The sequence below is a fragment of the Pedobacter sp. KACC 23697 genome (assembly GCF_045348445.1).
Lineage (GTDB): Bacteria > Bacteroidota > Bacteroidia > Sphingobacteriales > Sphingobacteriaceae > Pedobacter.
In genome coordinates, this window is record NZ_CP157485.1 from 1,297,533 (window position 1) to 1,316,695 (window position 19,163).

General features: G+C 45.6%; 2 protein-coding genes. Both read left to right on the top strand.

Translation table 11 applies throughout. The annotated features are described in order from the left end of the window. Window positions 1-10: 10 nt before the first annotated feature. On the top strand, window positions 11-7,471 hold the full coding sequence (locus ABEG20_RS05155) for an amino acid adenylation domain-containing protein (protein ID WP_406826316.1): 7,461 nt from the start codon (window positions 11-13) through the stop codon (window positions 7,469-7,471). Beyond that, entirely contained in the window at window positions 7,468-19,158 is an 11,691-nt protein-coding gene (locus ABEG20_RS05160) for an amino acid adenylation domain-containing protein (protein WP_406826317.1), read from the top strand. The genes ABEG20_RS05155 and ABEG20_RS05160 overlap by 4 nt, the downstream gene beginning before the upstream one ends. Window positions 19,159-19,163 lie beyond the last annotated feature (5 nt).

Sequence of the window (19,163 nt, forward strand, 5' to 3'; positions counted from 1 at the left end):
TTATCGCCAAATGATCAGCAACCTTATTTTAACCCTGGAAGAAAAAGAAATCTTGATTGACGTACTTAATGGAGAATTAATTATTAATGCTCCAAACGGGGTACTAACAGAAGACCTTATCTCTACCATAAAAGCACATAAAGAAGAAATTGTTGCGTATTTATCTGGAATTACGATCAATAATCCGGTACAATATAACATTAGGCCCACCTCAAAAAAAGATCACTATCCATTGTCATCATCTCAGCGAAGTTTATGGATTTTAAGTCAATTTACAGGCAGCGTAGCTTACAATATGCCGGCCGTTTATCTTTTTGAAGGAAATCTTAATACAACTGTATTTGAACATAGTTTTCATATTTTACTGGAAAGACATGAGATTTTAAGGACTGTATTCAAGGATGATGCCAAGGGAGAAGTCAGGCAGTTTATTAAGGAAGCAGATGCCTGTGGCTTTAAAATTAATTATGCTGATCTCAGACAAGACCGAGAACAGGAGGAGAATATACAGCAGATTGTAGCACAAGAAGCTATTCAATCTTTCGACTTAATTTCCGGACCCCTACTCAGGGCAAGCCTTTATCAGCTTGAAGATAACAAATGGATCTTCTGCTGTACAATGCATCACATTATCAATGATGCCTGGTCAATGAAAGTATTAATCAAAGAATTGCTACAAGTTTATAATGCAGGTATTCGCCACGAAATAAGCCCTTTAACACCGTTGCCGATCCAGTACAAAGACTATGCAGCCTGGCAACGGGAACAATTGAATAATGGTGCATTTGATGAGCACAAAAGCTATTGGATGAAACAATTTGAGGGTGATCTGCCTAGTTTAAAGTTACCGATAGATCGGCCACGTAATGCCATTAAAACGTATAACGGGGCTGTAAGCAGTTTGCTGTTAAATCAGGATGCAGTTGGTAAACTACAGCAACTTTGTCACGATCAGGCAGGAACAATGTTTATGGGGTTAATGGCCATTCTAAATACGTTATTGTTCAGGTATACTGCACAGGAAGACATTATTGTTGGCAGGGTTGTAGCGGGTAGGGAAGATATTGTTTTAGAAGATCAGATCGGTTTCTATGTAAATACTTTGGCACTGAGAACAAAGTTTAAGGGAACAGATCATTTCAAAGATCTGCTTGCCAGGATTAAACAAGTGGTGCTGGAAGCTAACGAACATAAAATTTATCCATTTGATGAAGTGGTGGGCGCACTAGAAACACAGTGGGATCAAAACAGAAACCCACTGTTTGATGTGATGATAGAGATGAAAGGTAACGATATTATTGATACTGCTACTTTCGGTAATTTAAAGGATATTAAAGTCTCCAATTATGAAGCCAGTGTTAATGTAACCAGCAAATTTGATCTTACCTTCTTTTTTACTGCACTCCCTGACGGATTAAAACTGGACCTGGAATATAACAGCGATCTGTTTGACCGTGAAACCATGGCCCGTATGGCCGTTAATTTTAATACCCTATTATCAGCTATTGTAACCAACCCGCTGTTACCCATTAATAAACTGAACTATATAGCTGAAGATGAACAATATCATTTGCTCGAAATTTTTAATCCTGTTCCTACTGATAACAATCCAGTAAAATCAATATTAGAGCTGTTTGAAGTACAGGTTAAAAAGAATCCGGAAAATACCGCCCTGACATTTGAAGGAGAATCATTAAGTTATGCAGCGCTTAACAAAAGGTCGGATGATCTGGCCAATTACCTGAAAACAAATTCCGGGATTGCTGCAAATGATTTGGTAGGGGTTATGTTGGACAGGTCTGAAAAGATGATTGTTTCTATATTAGGTATTCTGAAGTCGGGAGCAGCCTATGTTCCGATAGATCCTGAATATCCTTTAGCAAGGAAGAAGTATATTCTTCAGGATACTGGTTTAAGGGTATTGGTTACTACTTCTGATTATATTTTTGATCTTCCTGCCTACGATTATGAAGGAGAAGTTTTTGCAATAGATATCCAGCTCGATATCATTAAAGATTTTCCGGTAGCTGTAAAAGTACCGGCTGAACCTGGTGACCTGGCCTATGTGATCTATACCTCGGGATCTACAGGAAACCCTAAAGGCTGTGCGATTACTTACAATAATCTTTCAAATTATGTACAGGGAGCAAATGGTTATTACTTCGATGCGATTGATGATCCTAGTTTTGGATTATATACCTCATTATCGTTCGACCTCACTGTAACCAGTATATTCTGTACTTTGAGTCAGGGAGGCCGTTTACACATTTATAGTCACTACCAGGATATTACAGCAGTTTTAAAAGACCAGTTTAGTGATAATAATACGATTAATAGTATAAAGCTTACGCCTTCGCATATCCTTTTGTTAAAGGATCTGGACATTCATTCTTCAACCCTGTTATGTGCAATCGTTGGAGGAGAGGCCATTAGGAATGAACACCTTGCAATTTTAAAGAGTATTAATCCGGATATTAAGATATACAACGAGTATGGCCCAACAGAAGCAACTGTTGGCTGTGTAGTTGCACAATTGGAACCTGACAACAGGATCCTGATTGGAAAACCGGCATTTAATGCTAGAATATATATATTGGACAATAATCTGACTATAGTGCCTGTTGGTGTGCACGGAGAGTTATGTATCGCAGGTCCGGGGCTGGCAAAGGAATACCTGAATCAGCCTGATTTGACCGCCGAAAAATTTACTTTTAGTCCATATCATCCAGGAGAACGCATATATAAAACCGGAGATATTGGATGCTGGCTCCCTGACGGGAACATCGAGTTTACAGGAAGAAAAGATGACCAGGTTAAAATCAGAGGTTACCGTGTAGAACCTAGAGAAGTAGAGCAGATACTACTTACGCATGCCGGAGTTAAACAAGCTGTTGTATTGGCTAAAGATGACTGGCAAGGGAATAAAAACCTGGTTGCCTATTATATACCAAAAAAAGAATTTGGATATAAAACAGATAAAGTCCTTGAAAACAGTAAAAAGGGATTGCCTGCAGGTGCAAAACTTTATGGATTATCTACAGATCTTGATCTTTATGCCTATAACAAAACTGAATTGCAGTTTCTGTACGAGGAGGTTTTTGTGGAGCAGTGTTATCTGAAATATGGAATCACCATTCCTGATAATGCCTGTATTGTTGATATTGGAGCCAATATTGGTATGTTCTCAGTATTTGCAGGTATGCAGGCTAAAAATGTAAAAGTTTTTTCTTTCGAGCCCTTGCCACCTACGTTCGAATTATTGCGTTTAAATACATCGCTATACCCTTATGATTATAATGTGTTCAATATCGGGATCTCTGATCGGGAAGAAACGGCAGTTTTTAGTTATTTTCCTAATGCCACTGTTCTTTCCAGCCGTTATTCGGAAGGAGAAGATATTACAGAAACCGTAAAACAAACCATACTGAATAAGGAAGGCGACAGCCAAACTGATTTAACAGATGGAGAAGTAAATGAGTTGTTAAAAGACAGGTTGATAACGGAAAAATTTGAATGTAAATTAAAATCCCTTTCACAAATAATTGCTGAACATGGGATTACACAAATCGATTACCTAAAGATAGATGTAGAGAAGAGCGAACTGGACGTATTGAATGGTATTTTAGCAGAAGACTGGAAGAAAATTAAACAGATTGTTCTCGAAATTCACGATATAGATGGAAGACTGGAATTAATTAAAACACTGTTAACCTCGCACGGATTCAATATCCAGATTAATCAAAATGCGTACTTAAACGGGACAGCACTATATGATGTATACGCCATAGCCGGCAACATGGTCAGATATTTTAATTCAGAACCTAAAGAAGTTCATCAGTCGGTTAAACAATGGAGTGTAGAAGGAAACTTAAGGAATGAAATCAGAACCTTTATGAAAGATTCACTACCAGGATATATGGTTCCTGCTTATTTTGTTGAGTTAAGTGAATTTCCTTTTACCATAAATGGCAAATTGGATAAAAGACAACTACCTAATCCAGAAGAACTGGGCTTACAATCGCAAACAGAATATATTGCCCCCCGCAATGAAACTGAAAAGAAACTGGTAAAAATATGGGAAGAAGTACTTGGTCGTGAAAATATCGGTGTAAAAGATAATTTCTTTGATCTGGGCGGACATAGTTTAAAAGCCACACGCTTATCCAGCCAGCTCCATAAGGTTTTTAATGTTAAACTTGATCTTAAGGAATTGTTTGATGTAACCGTGCTGGAAGAACAGGCGGTTCTAATACAGCAATCCAAAAAAACATCTTTTGAGGCATTAAAACCTGTGGCTTTGCAAGCGCACTATGCCTTATCATCTGCACAGCGCCGTTTATGGGTTTTAAATCAATTTTCTGAAGGCAGTGCTGCTTATCATTTACCAGCAGTATATGTTTTTGAAGGTTTTTTAGACCAAAAAGCACTCCAATATGCATTTGAACAATTAATTTCACGTCATGAAATACTGAGAACAATATTCCGCGCAGATGAATATGGAGAGGTACATCAGTTTGTTCTTCCCCCAGAATCATCTGGCTTTGAAATTAAATTACATAACTTATCTCATTCAGAGTCTCCTGCTGAAGAATTACCAATTATTATACAGTCAGCATCTAACACACCTTTTGATTTGTCAGTGGGTCCTCTGCTCAGGGCAGGTTTATACCGGCTGGCAAATAATAAATGGGTTTTTACCTATGTGATGCACCATATTATCAGCGATGGCTGGTCGATGGGTGTACTGATCCGGGAGCTTTTAACTTATTACAGTGCGTATATAAAAGGCATGCCTTTAACGCTTCCTCCGTTGCGGATCCAGTACAAGGATTATGCCGCCTGGCAGCAGGAACAGCTGAGCGGTGAATCGCTGGATTATCATAAGAATTACTGGTTGCAACAATTTGAAGGCGATCTGCCGGTATCCCAGTTCCCTACAGATAAACCACGCCCGGCTGTAAAAACATACAACGGAGGTTTTGTTCATCAAAAGATAGGCAGTTCGGTACTGAAAGGATTACAGGACCTGCTTCAGGAAGAGGGCAGCACTTTGTTTATGGGACTGCTGGCCACAGTGAATGTACTATTGCACCGTTACAGCAATCAGGAAGATATGATTATTGGTAGCCCTATAGCAGGCAGGGAACATGCCGATCTGGAAAACCAGCTGGGTTTTTATGTGAATACACTTGCCCTCCGGAGCCGTTTTAAGGGAACAGAGAGTTACCGTTGTGTACTGGCGGGGGTAAAATCACTAACTCTTGGGGCGTACGAGCATCAGGCTTATCCATTTGATGAACTGGTGGATGAACTGTCTTTACAGCGTGATATGAGCCGGAATGCATTGTTTGATATCATGGTGGTATTGCAGGACACTGATGTCCCGGTACAGGGAGATGATTTAATTTCGGGCTTAAAGGTGAGCGCTTATGAAGGCGGTAGCCATGAAATCAGCAAGTTCGACCTGACCTTTTATTTTGCAGCAACAGATATCGGGCTGGGCCTGACACTGGAATACAACAGCGATCTGTATGAAATAGCTACCGCCGAGCGCATAGGCAGGCACCTGGTGCAGTTACTGGAATCGATAATCGCTTCGCCTGATCTACCGGTTGAAGATCTGATCTTCCTGAATAAATCAGAAGAAGAGGAATTACTGCTGGAGTTTAATATGACCGCTGCAGATTATCCGCGTGATAAGACCCTGATCGGTCTGTTTGAGTTGCAGGTGATGAAGGATGCCCAGCGTACTGCCCTGGTTTTCGAAGACCGGGAGATGAGTTATGGGGAGTTGAACAGCTTGTCCAATCAGTTGGCCAGCTACCTGCGCAACCGGTATTCGATCGAGCCCGACGACCTGATCGGTATTCACCTTGAAAGGAGCGAATGGATGGTGATATCGATATTGGCAGCATTAAAATCCGGCGGGGCATATGTTCCTATAGATCCTGACTATCCTGAAGAGCGTGTTGCTTATATGCGATCAGATAGTGGCTGCAAGGTGTTGATCAACATTTCAGAACTGGAACTTTTTAAATCGCAGGCCGCAGAATACAGTTCAGAAAACCAGGCTGTTGCAACCGGTTCAGAACACCTTGCCTATGTGATTTATACCTCTGGATCTACGGGAAAGCCAAAGGGTTGTATGTTAACAAATAAAGGGATCGTAAATAGGCTCGAATGGATGTGGAAACAATATGGTTTCGGAGAGGAGGATATTATCCTGCAAAAAACCACTTTTACATTTGATGTTTCAGTATGGGAATTGTTTCTGCCACTATGCTGGGGAACTAAAATGGTGTTATGTAAAAAAGAAGACATCGGATCACCTGAACGCATTTTGTCTCTTATAGAACAGCAACAGGTTTCTTGTTTACACTTCGTACCAGGAATGTTGAATGCATTTATTTCTGCATTATTTCATCAGCAGGATATTGTACGTAGACTTAAAAGTCTGAAAAACGTGATCACCAGCGGGGAAGCGTTGCCGATAGAAACCATTCGTAGCTGGTATTCGGTAATGACTGTGCCCATTCATAACCTTTATGGCCCAACAGAAGCCTCAATTGATGTTACTGCATTTACTACATCTGATCAGGATACGCAAAGCCTTATCGGGCAGCCGATATGGAACACCCAGATTTATATCACAGGAGAGAATTATCAGTTACAACCGATAGGAGTGCCAGGAGAAATCTGTATTAGTGGAGATGGATTGGCAAGAGGTTATCTGAACCAACCCATATTAACTGCTGAAAAATTTGTATCCCATCCTTTCAGCATTGGAAAGAAAATGTACAGAACGGGTGATTTAGGTAAATGGCTGCCTGATGGTAACATTGTGTATCTGGGACGTAAGGATAACCAGGTTAAGATAAGAGGGTATCGGATTGAACCAGGAGAAATTGAAAGTGCATTACAAAGTTATGCCGGTATAAATGCTGCTGTTGTATTAACTAAGCATAATGGTCAGGGAGAACAAGAACTTGTAGCCTATTTTATTGCAGATACAAATGTTAATGCCTTGCAGTTAAGAACTCATCTAAGCAGCATATTACCTTTTTATATGCTTCCGATACATTATATACAACTGGAAGAATTCCCTTTAACAGCAAACGGCAAGATCGATAGAAAAAAATTGCCTGCCCCTGCAGAAGAATTAGAAATATCATCTGGCATAACCTACGTGGCTCCCAGAAATGAAATGGAGACAAAAATGGTTCAGGTGTGGGAAGAAATACTGAAACGAGAAAAAATAGGTGTTAAAGATGATTTTTTTGCCCTAGGAGGGCATAGCTTAAAGGCAGCACAGTTACTGGCCAGAATAACTAATGTTTTTCTGGTTCGCATTAATATTCAGAGCCTTTTTAAAGAGCCAACAGTTGAAGCTATCTGCGAACAAATTGTGTTTCTTCTTGATCAGCAAAAACAGGAAGAAAATAAAGAACAAATGCTACAGATTGAAATATGAGGAAACTATTAAAGCAGATAAGTGATCATCAGATTTTGCTGAAAGTAGTTGATGGTAAATTGACCGTCTTTTCTAATCACGCAAACCCTGACCCTGAAATAATTGCTGCAATAAAGGAGAAAAAAGAGGAACTTATCCGCTTTTTATCCGATAATGATCAAGGCGGTTTTAATCAATTATTAAAATCAGAAATTCCTGCAATTTCTTTACAACCCAGCTACGCTTTATCCTCAGCGCAGCGCCGTTTGTGGGTGCTGAGCCAGTTTTCTGAAGGGAGCGTTGCTTACAATATGCCTGCGGTTTATGTTTTTGAAGGTTTTCTGGATGTTGACGGTCTGTCTTATGCTTTTGGGGAACTGATCGGGCGTCACGAGGTACTCCGGACCGTTTTCCGTGAGGAAGCCTCGGGAGAGGTCCGCCAGGTGGTGCTGAGCCCTTCTGAACTGGGCTTTAGGATCAGCCTTGCAGACCTGTCTGCTGCCGTACCATCGGAAAGTGCGGTAGCATCAGCTTTACGTTCAGAACAGGCGCTTGCCTTTGACCTTTCCACCGGTCCGCTGCTCCGTGCCTCTTTATATGATCTTGGTGGAGGACGTTACGTTTTCACCTATACGCTTCACCACATCATCAGCGATGGCTGGTCGATGGACATTTTGCTCCGGGAGCTGCTGGGCCATTACGATGGTTATGTGAAGGGTACCCGTTTGAGCCTTCCGCCTTTGCGGATCCAGTATAAGGATTATGCCTCATGGCAGCAGGGGCAGCTATCCGGCGGTTCCCTGGATGGTCACAGGTCGTACTGGCTGGACGTTTTTTCGGGCGATCTGCCTGTGCTGGAACTTCCCTCTGACCGTCCCCGCCCTGTGGTGAAGACCTATAACGGCGGGTTTGTCCGCCGGCATATCGGTGCATCTACGCTGAGGGGTCTGAAAGGCCTTTTGCTGGATGAGGGCAGTACGTTGTTCATGGGTCTTCTGGCTGCGCTCAATGTGCTGTTCTACCGTTACAGCGGGCAGGATGATATGGTTATCGGGAGCCCTATCGCGGGCCGTGAACATGTCGATCTGGAGGACCAGCTGGGCTTCTATGTGAACACGCTGGCCTTGCGGAGCCGTTTCAAGGGCAGCGACAGTTACCTTTCGGTACTGTCCATGGTGAGGTCTGTCACGCTTGGTGCTTACGATCACCAGTCCTATCCCTTTGATGAGCTGATTGATTCGCTTTCGCTGGAACGGGATATGGGTCGCAGCCCGCTGTTTGATGTGCTGTTGGTTTTACAGAATACGGATGGCCTCGCTGGGATTGAAGCTGTTGAAGGTGGGGATTTACAGGTTCGTGCCTATTCCGGAGGCGAGCATTTGATCAGCAAGTTCGACCTGAGCTTTTACTTTACGGAAAGCGGTTCCGGGCTTGATCTGGGCATCGAATATAACAGTGACCTTTACGACCGTTCTACGGTTTGCCGGTTGGGCGCTCACCTGGAACAGCTGCTCTGTTCTGTTGTGGCTGCTCCTATGGAATCGGTTTGCAAGCTTGTGTACCTGCCCGAATTGGAGCGGGAGAAGCTGCTGTTTGATTTCAATGCCACCGCATTTGATGTTCCCGTATCCGGGAGCGTGGTTGACCTGTTCATTACCCAGGCTGAAAAAACGCCTGATTCCCCGGCCCTTGTTTTTGGGGGCGTGGCGTTGAGCTACGGTGAACTGGACGGGCTTTCCAACCGTCTCGGGCACTACCTTCGTGACGTGCACGGTCTTTCAAGGGGCGTTTTTGCGGGCGTTTGCCTGGAGCGGAACGAATGGCTGGTCATCGCAACACTTGCGGTATTGAAGATCGGATGCTGCTGTGTTCCCATCGATGTGGATTATCCTGCCGACCGGATCTCCTATATCCTTGAGGATAGCGGTTGCAGCCTGAAGATAGACGGTGGATTGGTGGATGCTTTTATAGCGGTATCGGATACTTTTTCAGTTGGCGCGCTTGGCGGTCAAACTGAAGCGGAAGCCCCGGCCTACGTGATCTATACCTCTGGATCCAGCGGCCGTCCCAAGGGCTGCGTGCTCCTTCACGGCGGTGTGCTGAACCATCTGTACAGCAAGGATGATCTTCTCTGCGGGCTTGGAGGGGGAGCACTGTGCCACAACTCTGCGCTTCATTTTGTTGGGGGGCTGTGGCAGTTTTGGTATCCGCTGGTGCATGGTGGTCTTTTGGTCCTGTGCAGCAATGAGGAACTTCGTGACATTTACCAGCTGCTGGCGAAGGTTTCAGTTTATGGCTGCCGTGTCTTGGAGGTTATCCCCTCTCAGCTTCAGGAATACCTGCTTCACGAGGAATACCTTCCGCTGCCGGGTGTGGATTACCTGATTTTGACCGGGGAGCCGCTGAGCGCGCAGCTGGTGGGGCGCTGTTATGCGGGCAACCCCGGGCTTAAGGTTGTAAATACTTATGGTCAGACGGAGAGTTCGGACGTTACGGTTTCTTACCAGGTACCGGTTCCCGGTGAAGGCTGTTCTTACCGGATCCCTGCGGGTTACCCTATACGTAACACGCAGGTTTACATTTTGTCTGGGGAGGACCAGTTGTGCGCCTATGGTGTGATCGGTGAGGTTTGCAGCAGCGGTGCCGGGCTTTGCGGCGGTTATATCAACGATCCCTTGCAGCAAGCGTCGAGGTTTGTTCCGCACCCTTTTATGGAAGGCCGGCTGATGTACCGTACGGGAGACCTTGGCTACCGTGATGTTGATGGTCTGATCTGGATCGTAGGCCGTAAGGATGAGCAGGTGAAGATCCGGGGTTACCGGATTGAGACGTTGGAGATAGAGCAGGCGCTGCTCGGTTATGCAGGTATTGAGGATGCGGTAGTGCTTTACAGTGATGAGGGTGGCGAAGGTAAGCTGTGTGCCTATCTGGCAAGTTCGTGTCCTTTGGATGGTTCTGGACTGCACAGCCACCTGCTGGGGTTACTTCCGGTATACATGCTGCCTTCCCGTTATGTTGTGCTGGAACGATTTCCGCTGCTGCCAAACGGGAAGACCGATAAGAAATCGCTGAAGGGGCTTGGGGTGGAGCTTGTTTCGGGTTCAGTTTATGTGGCCCCGCGCAACCCAACCGAGTCGGGGTTGGTGGAGATCTGGCAGATGGTACTGGGAAGGGAAGGGATCGGTGTGAAAGACAACTTCTTTGAACTGGGCGGACATAGCTTAAAGGCCACCCGTTTATCCAGCCAGGTGCATAAAGTTTTCCATGTAAAGCTTGGCTTAAAGGAACTGTTCGCGGTAAGGGTATTGGAAGATCAGGCCAGACTGATCGCGCAATCCCGGAAAACATCTTTTACCGCACTGCAACCTGTAGCTTTACAACCAAATTATAAACTGTCGTCAGCACAACGCCGCCTATGGGTTTTAAGCCAGTTTGAGGAAAGTAATATCGCTTATAATATGTCTGGTACCTTTGTGTTCGAAGGTGCACTGGACGAACAGGTACTATTTCACTCCTTTCAACAGTTGATTTCCCGTCATGAGAGTTTACGTACGGTTTTCCGGGAAGATGAAAAAGGAGACTTACGGCAATATATCCATGATGCAGAAGCATCCGCGTTCAGGATCAGCAATGAAGACCTGAGGAACAGCCCGGATCAGGATGAAAAAGCGAGGCTGCTGATACAGGATGCGATCATGACACCTTTTGATTTGTCAGTGGGTCCTCTGCTCAGGGCAGGTTTATACCGGCTGGCAGATAATAAATGGGTTTTTACCTATGTGATGCACCATATTATCAGCGATGGCTGGTCGATGGGTGTACTGATCCGGGAGCTTTTAACTTATTACAGTGCGTATATAAAAGGCATGCCTTTAACGCTTCCTCCGTTGCGGATCCAGTACAAGGATTATGCCGCCTGGCAGCAGGAACAGCTGAGCGGTGAATCGCTGGATTATCATAAGAATTACTGGTTGCAACAATTTGAAGGCGATCTGCCAGTATCCCAGTTCCCTACAGATAAACCACGCCCGGCTGTAAAAACATACAACGGAGGTTTTGTTCATCAAAAGATAGGCAGTTCGGTACTGAAAGGATTACATGACCTGCTTCAGGAAGAGGGCAGCACTTTGTTTATGGGACTGCTGGCCACAGTGAATGTACTATTGCACCGTTACAGCAATCAGGAAGATATGATTATTGGTAGCCCTATAGCAGGCAGGGAACATGCCGATCTGGAAAACCAGCTGGGTTTTTATGTGAATACACTTGCCCTCCGAAGCCGTTTTAAGGGAACAGAGAGTTACCGTTGTGTACTGGCGGGGGTAAAATCATTAACCCTTGGGGCGTACGAGCATCAGGCTTATCCATTTGATGAACTGGTGGATGAACTGTCTTTACAGCGTGATATGAGCCGGAATGCATTGTTTGATATCATGGTGGTATTGCAGGACACTGATGTCCAGGTACAGGGAGATGATTTAATTTCGGGCTTAAAGGTGAGCGCTTATGAAGGCGGTAGCCATGAAATCAGCAAGTTCGACCTGACCTTTTATTTTGCAGCAACAGATATCGGGCTGGGCCTGACACTGGAATACAACAGCGATCTGTATGAAATAGCTACCGCCGAGCGCATAGGCAGGCACCTGGTGCAGTTACTGGAATCGATAATCGCTTCGCCTGATCTACCGGTTGAAGATCTGATCTTCCTGAATAAATCAGAAGAAGAGGAATTACTGCTGGAGTTTAATATGACCGCTGCAGATTATCCGCGTGATAAGACCCTGATCGGTCTGTTTGAGTTGCAGGTGATGAAGGATGCCCAGCGTACTGCCCTGGTTTTCGAAGACCGGGAGATGAGTTATGGGGAATTGAACAGCTTGTCCAATCAGTTGGCCAGCTACCTGCGCAACCGGTATTCGATCGAGCCCGACGACCTGATCGGTATTCACCTTGAAAGGAGCGAATGGATGGTGATATCGATATTGGCAGCATTAAAATCCGGCGGGGCATATGTTCCTATAGATCCTGACTATCCTGAAGAGCGTGTTGCTTATATGCGATCAGATAGTGGCTGCAAGGTGTTGATCAACATTGCAGAACTGGAACTTTTTAAATCGCAGGCTGCAGAATACAGTTCAAAAAACCGGGCTGTTGCAACCGGTTCAGAACACCTTGCCTATGTGATTTATACTTCTGGATCTACAGGAAAGCCAAAAGGTTGTACAATTACTAATGGTAATGTTTGTAGTTACATACAGTGGGCAAATGATTATTATCCGGGTTCAGGTAATTTTGGACTGTACACTTCTTTTTCATTTGACCTTACAGTAACCTCTATATTCTGCCCGTTAACAATAGGCGGAAAGCTGCTGATTTATAACCAGAGAGAGGAGCTTACTATAGTATTGACTCATAGTTTTAGTGAAGAAAGTGGTATAGATTGTATTAAGCTTACGCCATCACATATTTACCTGCTAAAACATCTTAATCTCTCTTCATCCTCTATGCAATGTGCCATAGTTGGAGGGGAACAGGTAACAACAGAACAAATAAAAATTTTAAAAGCAATTAATCCAGAAATAAAAATCTATAACGAATATGGTCCTACAGAAGCTACAGTAGGATGTATTGTTAAGGAACTGGATGAAAATATGCCTGTTTTAATAGGTAAGCCTATTACAGGAACGGATATATATATTCTGGGAGAAAAAAATACACTTTGCCCTATTGGGGTTGCAGGTGAAATATATATAGGAGGGGCTGGTGTTTCGCCGGGTTATTTGAATCAACCGGCATTAACTGCGTCTAAATTTGTAAACAATCCTTATAAGCAAGGACAACGTATTTACAGAACGGGCGATCTGGCGAGGTGGTTACCCGATGGCGATATTGATTTTATGGGTCGTATTGATGACCAGGTAAAGATCCGTGGATACCGTATCGAGGTTGGCGAGATCGAGCAGGCGCTTGAGGGCCATCCTCAGATCGATTCATCAGTTGTTGTTGCCATTGATGGTGTTTCAGGGGATAAAGAACTAGCGGCCTACCTGGTAAGTTCTGTTGCGCTGCAGCTGGTGGATATACGTTCCTACCTTTCCGATCTTCTTCCGGCCTACATGCTTCCGGGTTATTTTATCCCGCTTGCTGTTTTACCGCTGACCGCTAACGGGAAAGTGGACAAGAAAAGGCTTCCCCCGGTTGATGGGGCGGGCCTATCTTCAGGAAGGGTTTATGTTGCCCCTCGCAACCATACCGAGGAGAAACTGGCGGCGATATGGTCGGGTGTTTTATCCCGGGATGAGATCGGTGTGCTGGACAGTTTTTTCGAACTGGGCGGACATAGCCTTAAGGCAACGCGTCTGGCCAGCCAGATCTATAAGGAGTTTGGTGTTAAGCTGGGCCTGAAGGATCTTTTTGCAAAACCTGTACTGGAAGAGCAGGCGCTGCTGATCAGTGAATCGCAGGCCATATCTTTTTTACCACTGGTCCCGGTTGAAGTTCAGGCCAGCTACGCTTTATCCTCAGCGCAGCGCCGTTTGTGGGTGCTGAGCCAGTTTTCTGAAGGGAGCGTTGCTTACAATATGCCTGCGGTTTATGTTTTTGAAGGTTTTCTGGATGTTGACGGTCTGTCTTATGCTTTTGGGGAACTGATCGGGCGTCACGAGGTACTCCGGACCGTTTTCCGTGAGGAAGCCTCGGGAGAGGTCCGCCAGGTGGTGCTGAGCCCTTCTGAACTGGGCTTTAGGATCAGCCTTGCAGACCTGTCTGCTGCCGTACCATCGGAAAGTGCGGTAGCATCAGCTTTACGTTCAGAACAGGCGCTTGCCTTTGACCTTTCCACCGGTCCGCTGCTCCGTGCCTCTTTATATGATCTTGGTGGAGGACGTTACGTTTTCACCTATACGCTTCACCACATCATCAGCGATGGCTGGTCGATGGACATTTTGCTCCGGGAGCTGCTAGGCCATTACGATGGTTATGTGAAGGGTACCCGTTTGAGCCTTCCGCCTTTGCGGATCCAGTATAAGGATTATGCCTCATGGCAGCAGGGGCAGCTATCCGGCGGTTCCCTGGATGGTCACAGGTCTTACTGGCTGGACGTTTTTTCGGGCGATCTGCCTGTGCTGGAACTTCCCTCTGACCGTCCCCGCCCTGTGGTGAAGACCTATAACGGCGGGTTTGTCCGCCGGCATATCGGTGCATCTACGCTGAGGGGTCTGAAAGGGCTTTTGCTGGATGAGGGCAGTACGTTGTTCATGGGTCTTCTGGCTGCGCTCAATGTGCTGTTCTACCGTTACAGCGGGCAGGATGATATGGTTATCGGGAGCCCTATCGCGGGCCGTGAACATGTCGATCTGGAGGACCAGCTGGGCTTCTATGTGAACACGCTGGCCTTGCGGAGCCGTTTCAAGGGCAGCGACAGTTACCTTTCGGTACTGTCCATGGTGAGGTCTGTCACGCTTGGTGCTTACGATCACCAGTCCTATCCCTTTGATGAGCTGATTGATTCGCTTTCGCTGGAACGGGATATGGGTCGCAGCCCGCTGTTTGATGTGCTGTTGGTTTTACAGAATACGGATGGCCTCGCTGGGATTGAAGCTGTTGAAGGTGGGGATTTACAGGTTCGTGCCTATTCCGGAGGCGAGCATTTGATCAGCAAGTTCGACCTGAGCTTTTACTTTACGGAAAGCGGTTCCGGGCTTGATCTGGGCATCGAATATAACAGTGACCTTTACGACCGTTCTACGGTTTGCCGGTTGGGCGCTCACCTGGAACAGCTGCTCTGTTCTGTTGTGGCTGCTCCTATGGAATCGGTTTGCAAGCTTGTGTACCTGCCCGAATTGGAGCGGGAGAAGCTGCTGTTTGATTTCAATGCCACCGCATTTGATGTTCCCGTATCCGGGAGCGTGGTTGACCTGTTCATTACCCAGGCTGAAAAAACGCCTGATTCCCCGGCCCTTGTTTTTGGGGGCGTGGCGTTGAGCTACGGTGAACTGGACGGGCTTTCCAACCGTCTCGGGCACTACCTTCGTGACGTGCACGGTCTTTCAAGGGGCGTTTTTGCGGGCGTTTGCCTGGAGCGGAACGAATGGCTGGTCATCGCAACACTTGCGGTATTGAAGATCGGATGCTGCTGTGTTCCCATCGATGTGGATTATCCTGCCGACCGGATCTCCTATATCCTTGAGGATAGCGGTTGCAGCCTGAAGATAGACGGTGGATTGGTGGATGCTTTTATAGCGGTATCGGATACTTTTTCAGTTGGCGCGCTTGGCGGTCAAACCGAAGCGGAAGCCCCGGCCTACGTGATCTATACCTCTGGATCCAGCGGCCGTCCCAAGGGCTGCGTGCTCCTTCACGGCGGTGTGCTGAACCATCTGTACAGCAAGGATGATCTTCTCTGCGGGCTTGGAGGGGGAGCACTGTGCCACAACTCTGCGCTTCATTTTGTTGGGGGGCTGTGGCAGTTTTGGTATCCGCTGGTGCATGGTGGTCTTTTGGTCCTGTGCAGCAATGAGGAACTTCGTGACATTTACCAGCTGCTGGCGAAGGTTTCAGTTTATGGCTGCCGTGTCTTGGAGGTTATCCCCTCTCAGCTTCAGGAATACCTGCTTCACGAGGAATACCTTCCGCTGCCGGGTGTGGATTACCTGATTTTGACCGGGGAGCCGCTGAGCGCGCAGCTGGTGGGGCGCTGTTATGCGGGCAACCCCGGGCTTAAGGTTGTAAATACTTATGGTCAGACGGAGAGTTCGGACGTTACGGTTTCTTACCAGGTACCGGTTCCCGGTGAAGGCTGTTCTTACCGGATCCCTGCGGGTTACCCTATACGTAACACGCAGGTTTACATTTTGTCTGGGGAGGACCAGTTGTGCGCCTATGGTGTGATCGGTGAGGTTTGCAGCAGCGGTGCCGGGCTTTGCGGCGGTTATATCAACGATCCCTTGCAGCAAGCGTCGAGGTTTGTTCCGCACCCTTTTATGGAAGGCCGGCTGATGTACCGTACGGGAGACCTTGGCTACCGTGATGTTGATGGTCTGATCTGGATCGTAGGCCGTAAGGATGAGCAGGTGAAGATCCGGGGTTACCGGATTGAGACGTTGGAGATAGAGCAGGCGCTGCTCGGTTATGCAGGTATTGAGGATGCGGTAGTGCTTTACAGTGATGAGGGTGGCGAAGGTAAGCTGTGTGCCTATCTGGCAAGTTCGTGTCCTTTGGATGGTTCTGGACTGCACAGCCACCTGCTGGGGTTACTTCCGGTATACATGCTGCCTTCCCGTTATGTTGTGCTGGAACGATTTCCGCTGCTGCCAAACGGGAAGACCGATAAGAAATCGCTGAAGGGGCTTGGGGTGGAGCTTGTTTCGGGTTCAGTTTATGTGGCCCCGCGCAACCCAACCGAGTCGGGGTTGGTGGAGATCTGGCAGATGGTACTGGGAAGGGAAGGGATCGGTGTGAAAGACAACTTCTTTGAACTGGGCGGACATAGCTTAAAGGCCACCCGTTTATCCAGCCAGGTGCATAAAGTTTTCCATGTAAAGCTTGGCTTAAAGGAACTGTTCGCGGTAAGGGTATTGGAAGATCAGGCCAGACTGATCGCGCAATCCCGGAAAACATCTTTTACCGCACTGCAACCTGTAGCTTTACAACCAAATTATAAACTGTCGTCAGCACAATATTTATTTTGGATGGCATGCCAATTTGAAGAAGCAAATATCGCTTATAATATACCACGCGCCTATATATTCGAAGGTGCACTGGACGAACAGGCACTATTTCACTCTTTCCAACAGTTGATTTCCCGTCATGAGAGTTTACGTACGGTTTTCCGGGAAGATGAAAAAGGAGACTTACGGCAATATATCCATGATGCAGAAGCATCCGCGTTCAGGATCAGCAATGAAGACCTGAGGAACAGCCCGGATCAGGATGAAAAAGCGAGGCTGCTGATACAGGATGCGATCATGACACCTTTTAATTTGTCAGTGGGTCCTCTGCTCAGGGCAGGTTTATACCGGCTGGCAGATAATAAATGGGTTTTTACCTATGTGATGCACCATATTATCAGCGATGGCTGGTCGATGGGTGTACTGATCCGGGAGCTTTTAACTTATTACAATGCGTATATAAAAGGCATGCCTTTAACGCTTCCTCCGTTGCGGATCCAGTACAAGGATTATGCCGCCTGGCAGCAGGAACAGCTGAGCGGTGAATCGCTGGATTATCATAAGAATTACTGGTTGCAACAATTTGAAGGCGATCTGCCGGTATCCCAGTTCCCTACAGATAAACCACGCCCGGCTATAAAAACATACAACGGAGGGTCAGTTAACAGAAGGATCAAGGCCGGATTAATTAAAGAATTCAGGACATTATTAGAAGGCGAGGGCAGTACCTTGTTTATGGGGCTACTGGCTACAGTGAATATTCTGATCTATAGATATACCCATCAGGAAGATATAATTACCGGAACCTCAGTTGCCGGAAGAGAACATGCAGATTTGGAAGGACAGATCGGCTACTATTTGAATACACTTGCTTTAAGAATTAAACTAAAAGGAACAGAAAGTTATAAAGAAGTACTTGAACATGTAAAAGAAATAACATTCGGAGCATACGAACATCAGGTTTACCCTTTTGACGAACTGATGAATGCATTGAACAAACAAGGAAATATCAGCAATAACCATCTCTTCAATCTTTTTATTGTTCTCCAGAATGCAGATCTTAATGAATCAACAACTGGACAAATAGCTGATGATATTAGCGTAACTGAATACGGAGAGGCAGAGCACATGGCCAGTAAATTCGACCTGACATTTGGCTTTATTGAAATCGGGGAAGAGTTGCAAATGAATATAGAGTATAATAGTGATCTGTTTTATAAAGAAACGGCAAACAAGATAGGTCTTCATCTTGAAAATCTTTTGACTGCCTTGCTTAAGCAGCCGGCAACGCCAATCGAAATACTGGATTATATGGATGAAAAGGAAAAATTGGAATACCTGCTGTTATATAATCAGGAAGTTGAAGATTGCCCAGGTGATAAAACCATAGTTGAACTGTTTGAAGAACAGGTAAAAAATACTCCGGATGATATTGCCGTGGTTTTCGAAAGAAATGTACTCAGTTATCAACAACTGAACAGATTATCAAATCAGTTTAGTGATTATCTACGAAAAAAACATATTATAAACAAGAATGAGATCATCGGAATAAACCTCGATCATAATGAATGGCGCATCATTGTTCTGTTGGGAATCCTTAAAGCCGCTGCCGCTTACCTGCCATTAAGCCCCGAACTTTCAACAGAGCAGGTAGAAAATATGATGAAAGCGACAGGTTGCAAGTTGATTATCGATCACCATGAACTAGGAAAGTTTGAACATGAATGTGAGTGCTGTATAGCAGAAAACCAGCAGCTACCCGGCAAAGATGGAAACTCATTTGTATTGTATACCGCCTGTGAACAGCAGCTACCGGAATTTATTTTAATCAAAAATAATTCTTTGATCAATTATATTGCATGGGGTGCACAGCGGTATGAAAATGAAGAACGGAACTTCTTTACTGATTCTTTACAGACCATATTTGACGAATCAATAGACGAGCTTTACCAGAAAGTGAGTGCATATCATGCCACTCCAAGGATTTCAGGCAGTGATATCAAACAATTGTTCAGTGCTGACATCAGTGATGAGTTTTAATCTTC

Coding starts and splice junctions, on each gene's coding strand:
- ABEG20_RS05155 (WP_406826316.1), top strand. CDS start 11: ATGATCAGCAACCTTATTTTAACCCTGGAAGAAAAAGAAATCTTGATT.
- ABEG20_RS05160 (WP_406826317.1), top strand. CDS start 7,468: ATGAGGAAACTATTAAAGCAGATAAGTGATCATCAGATTTTGCTGAAA.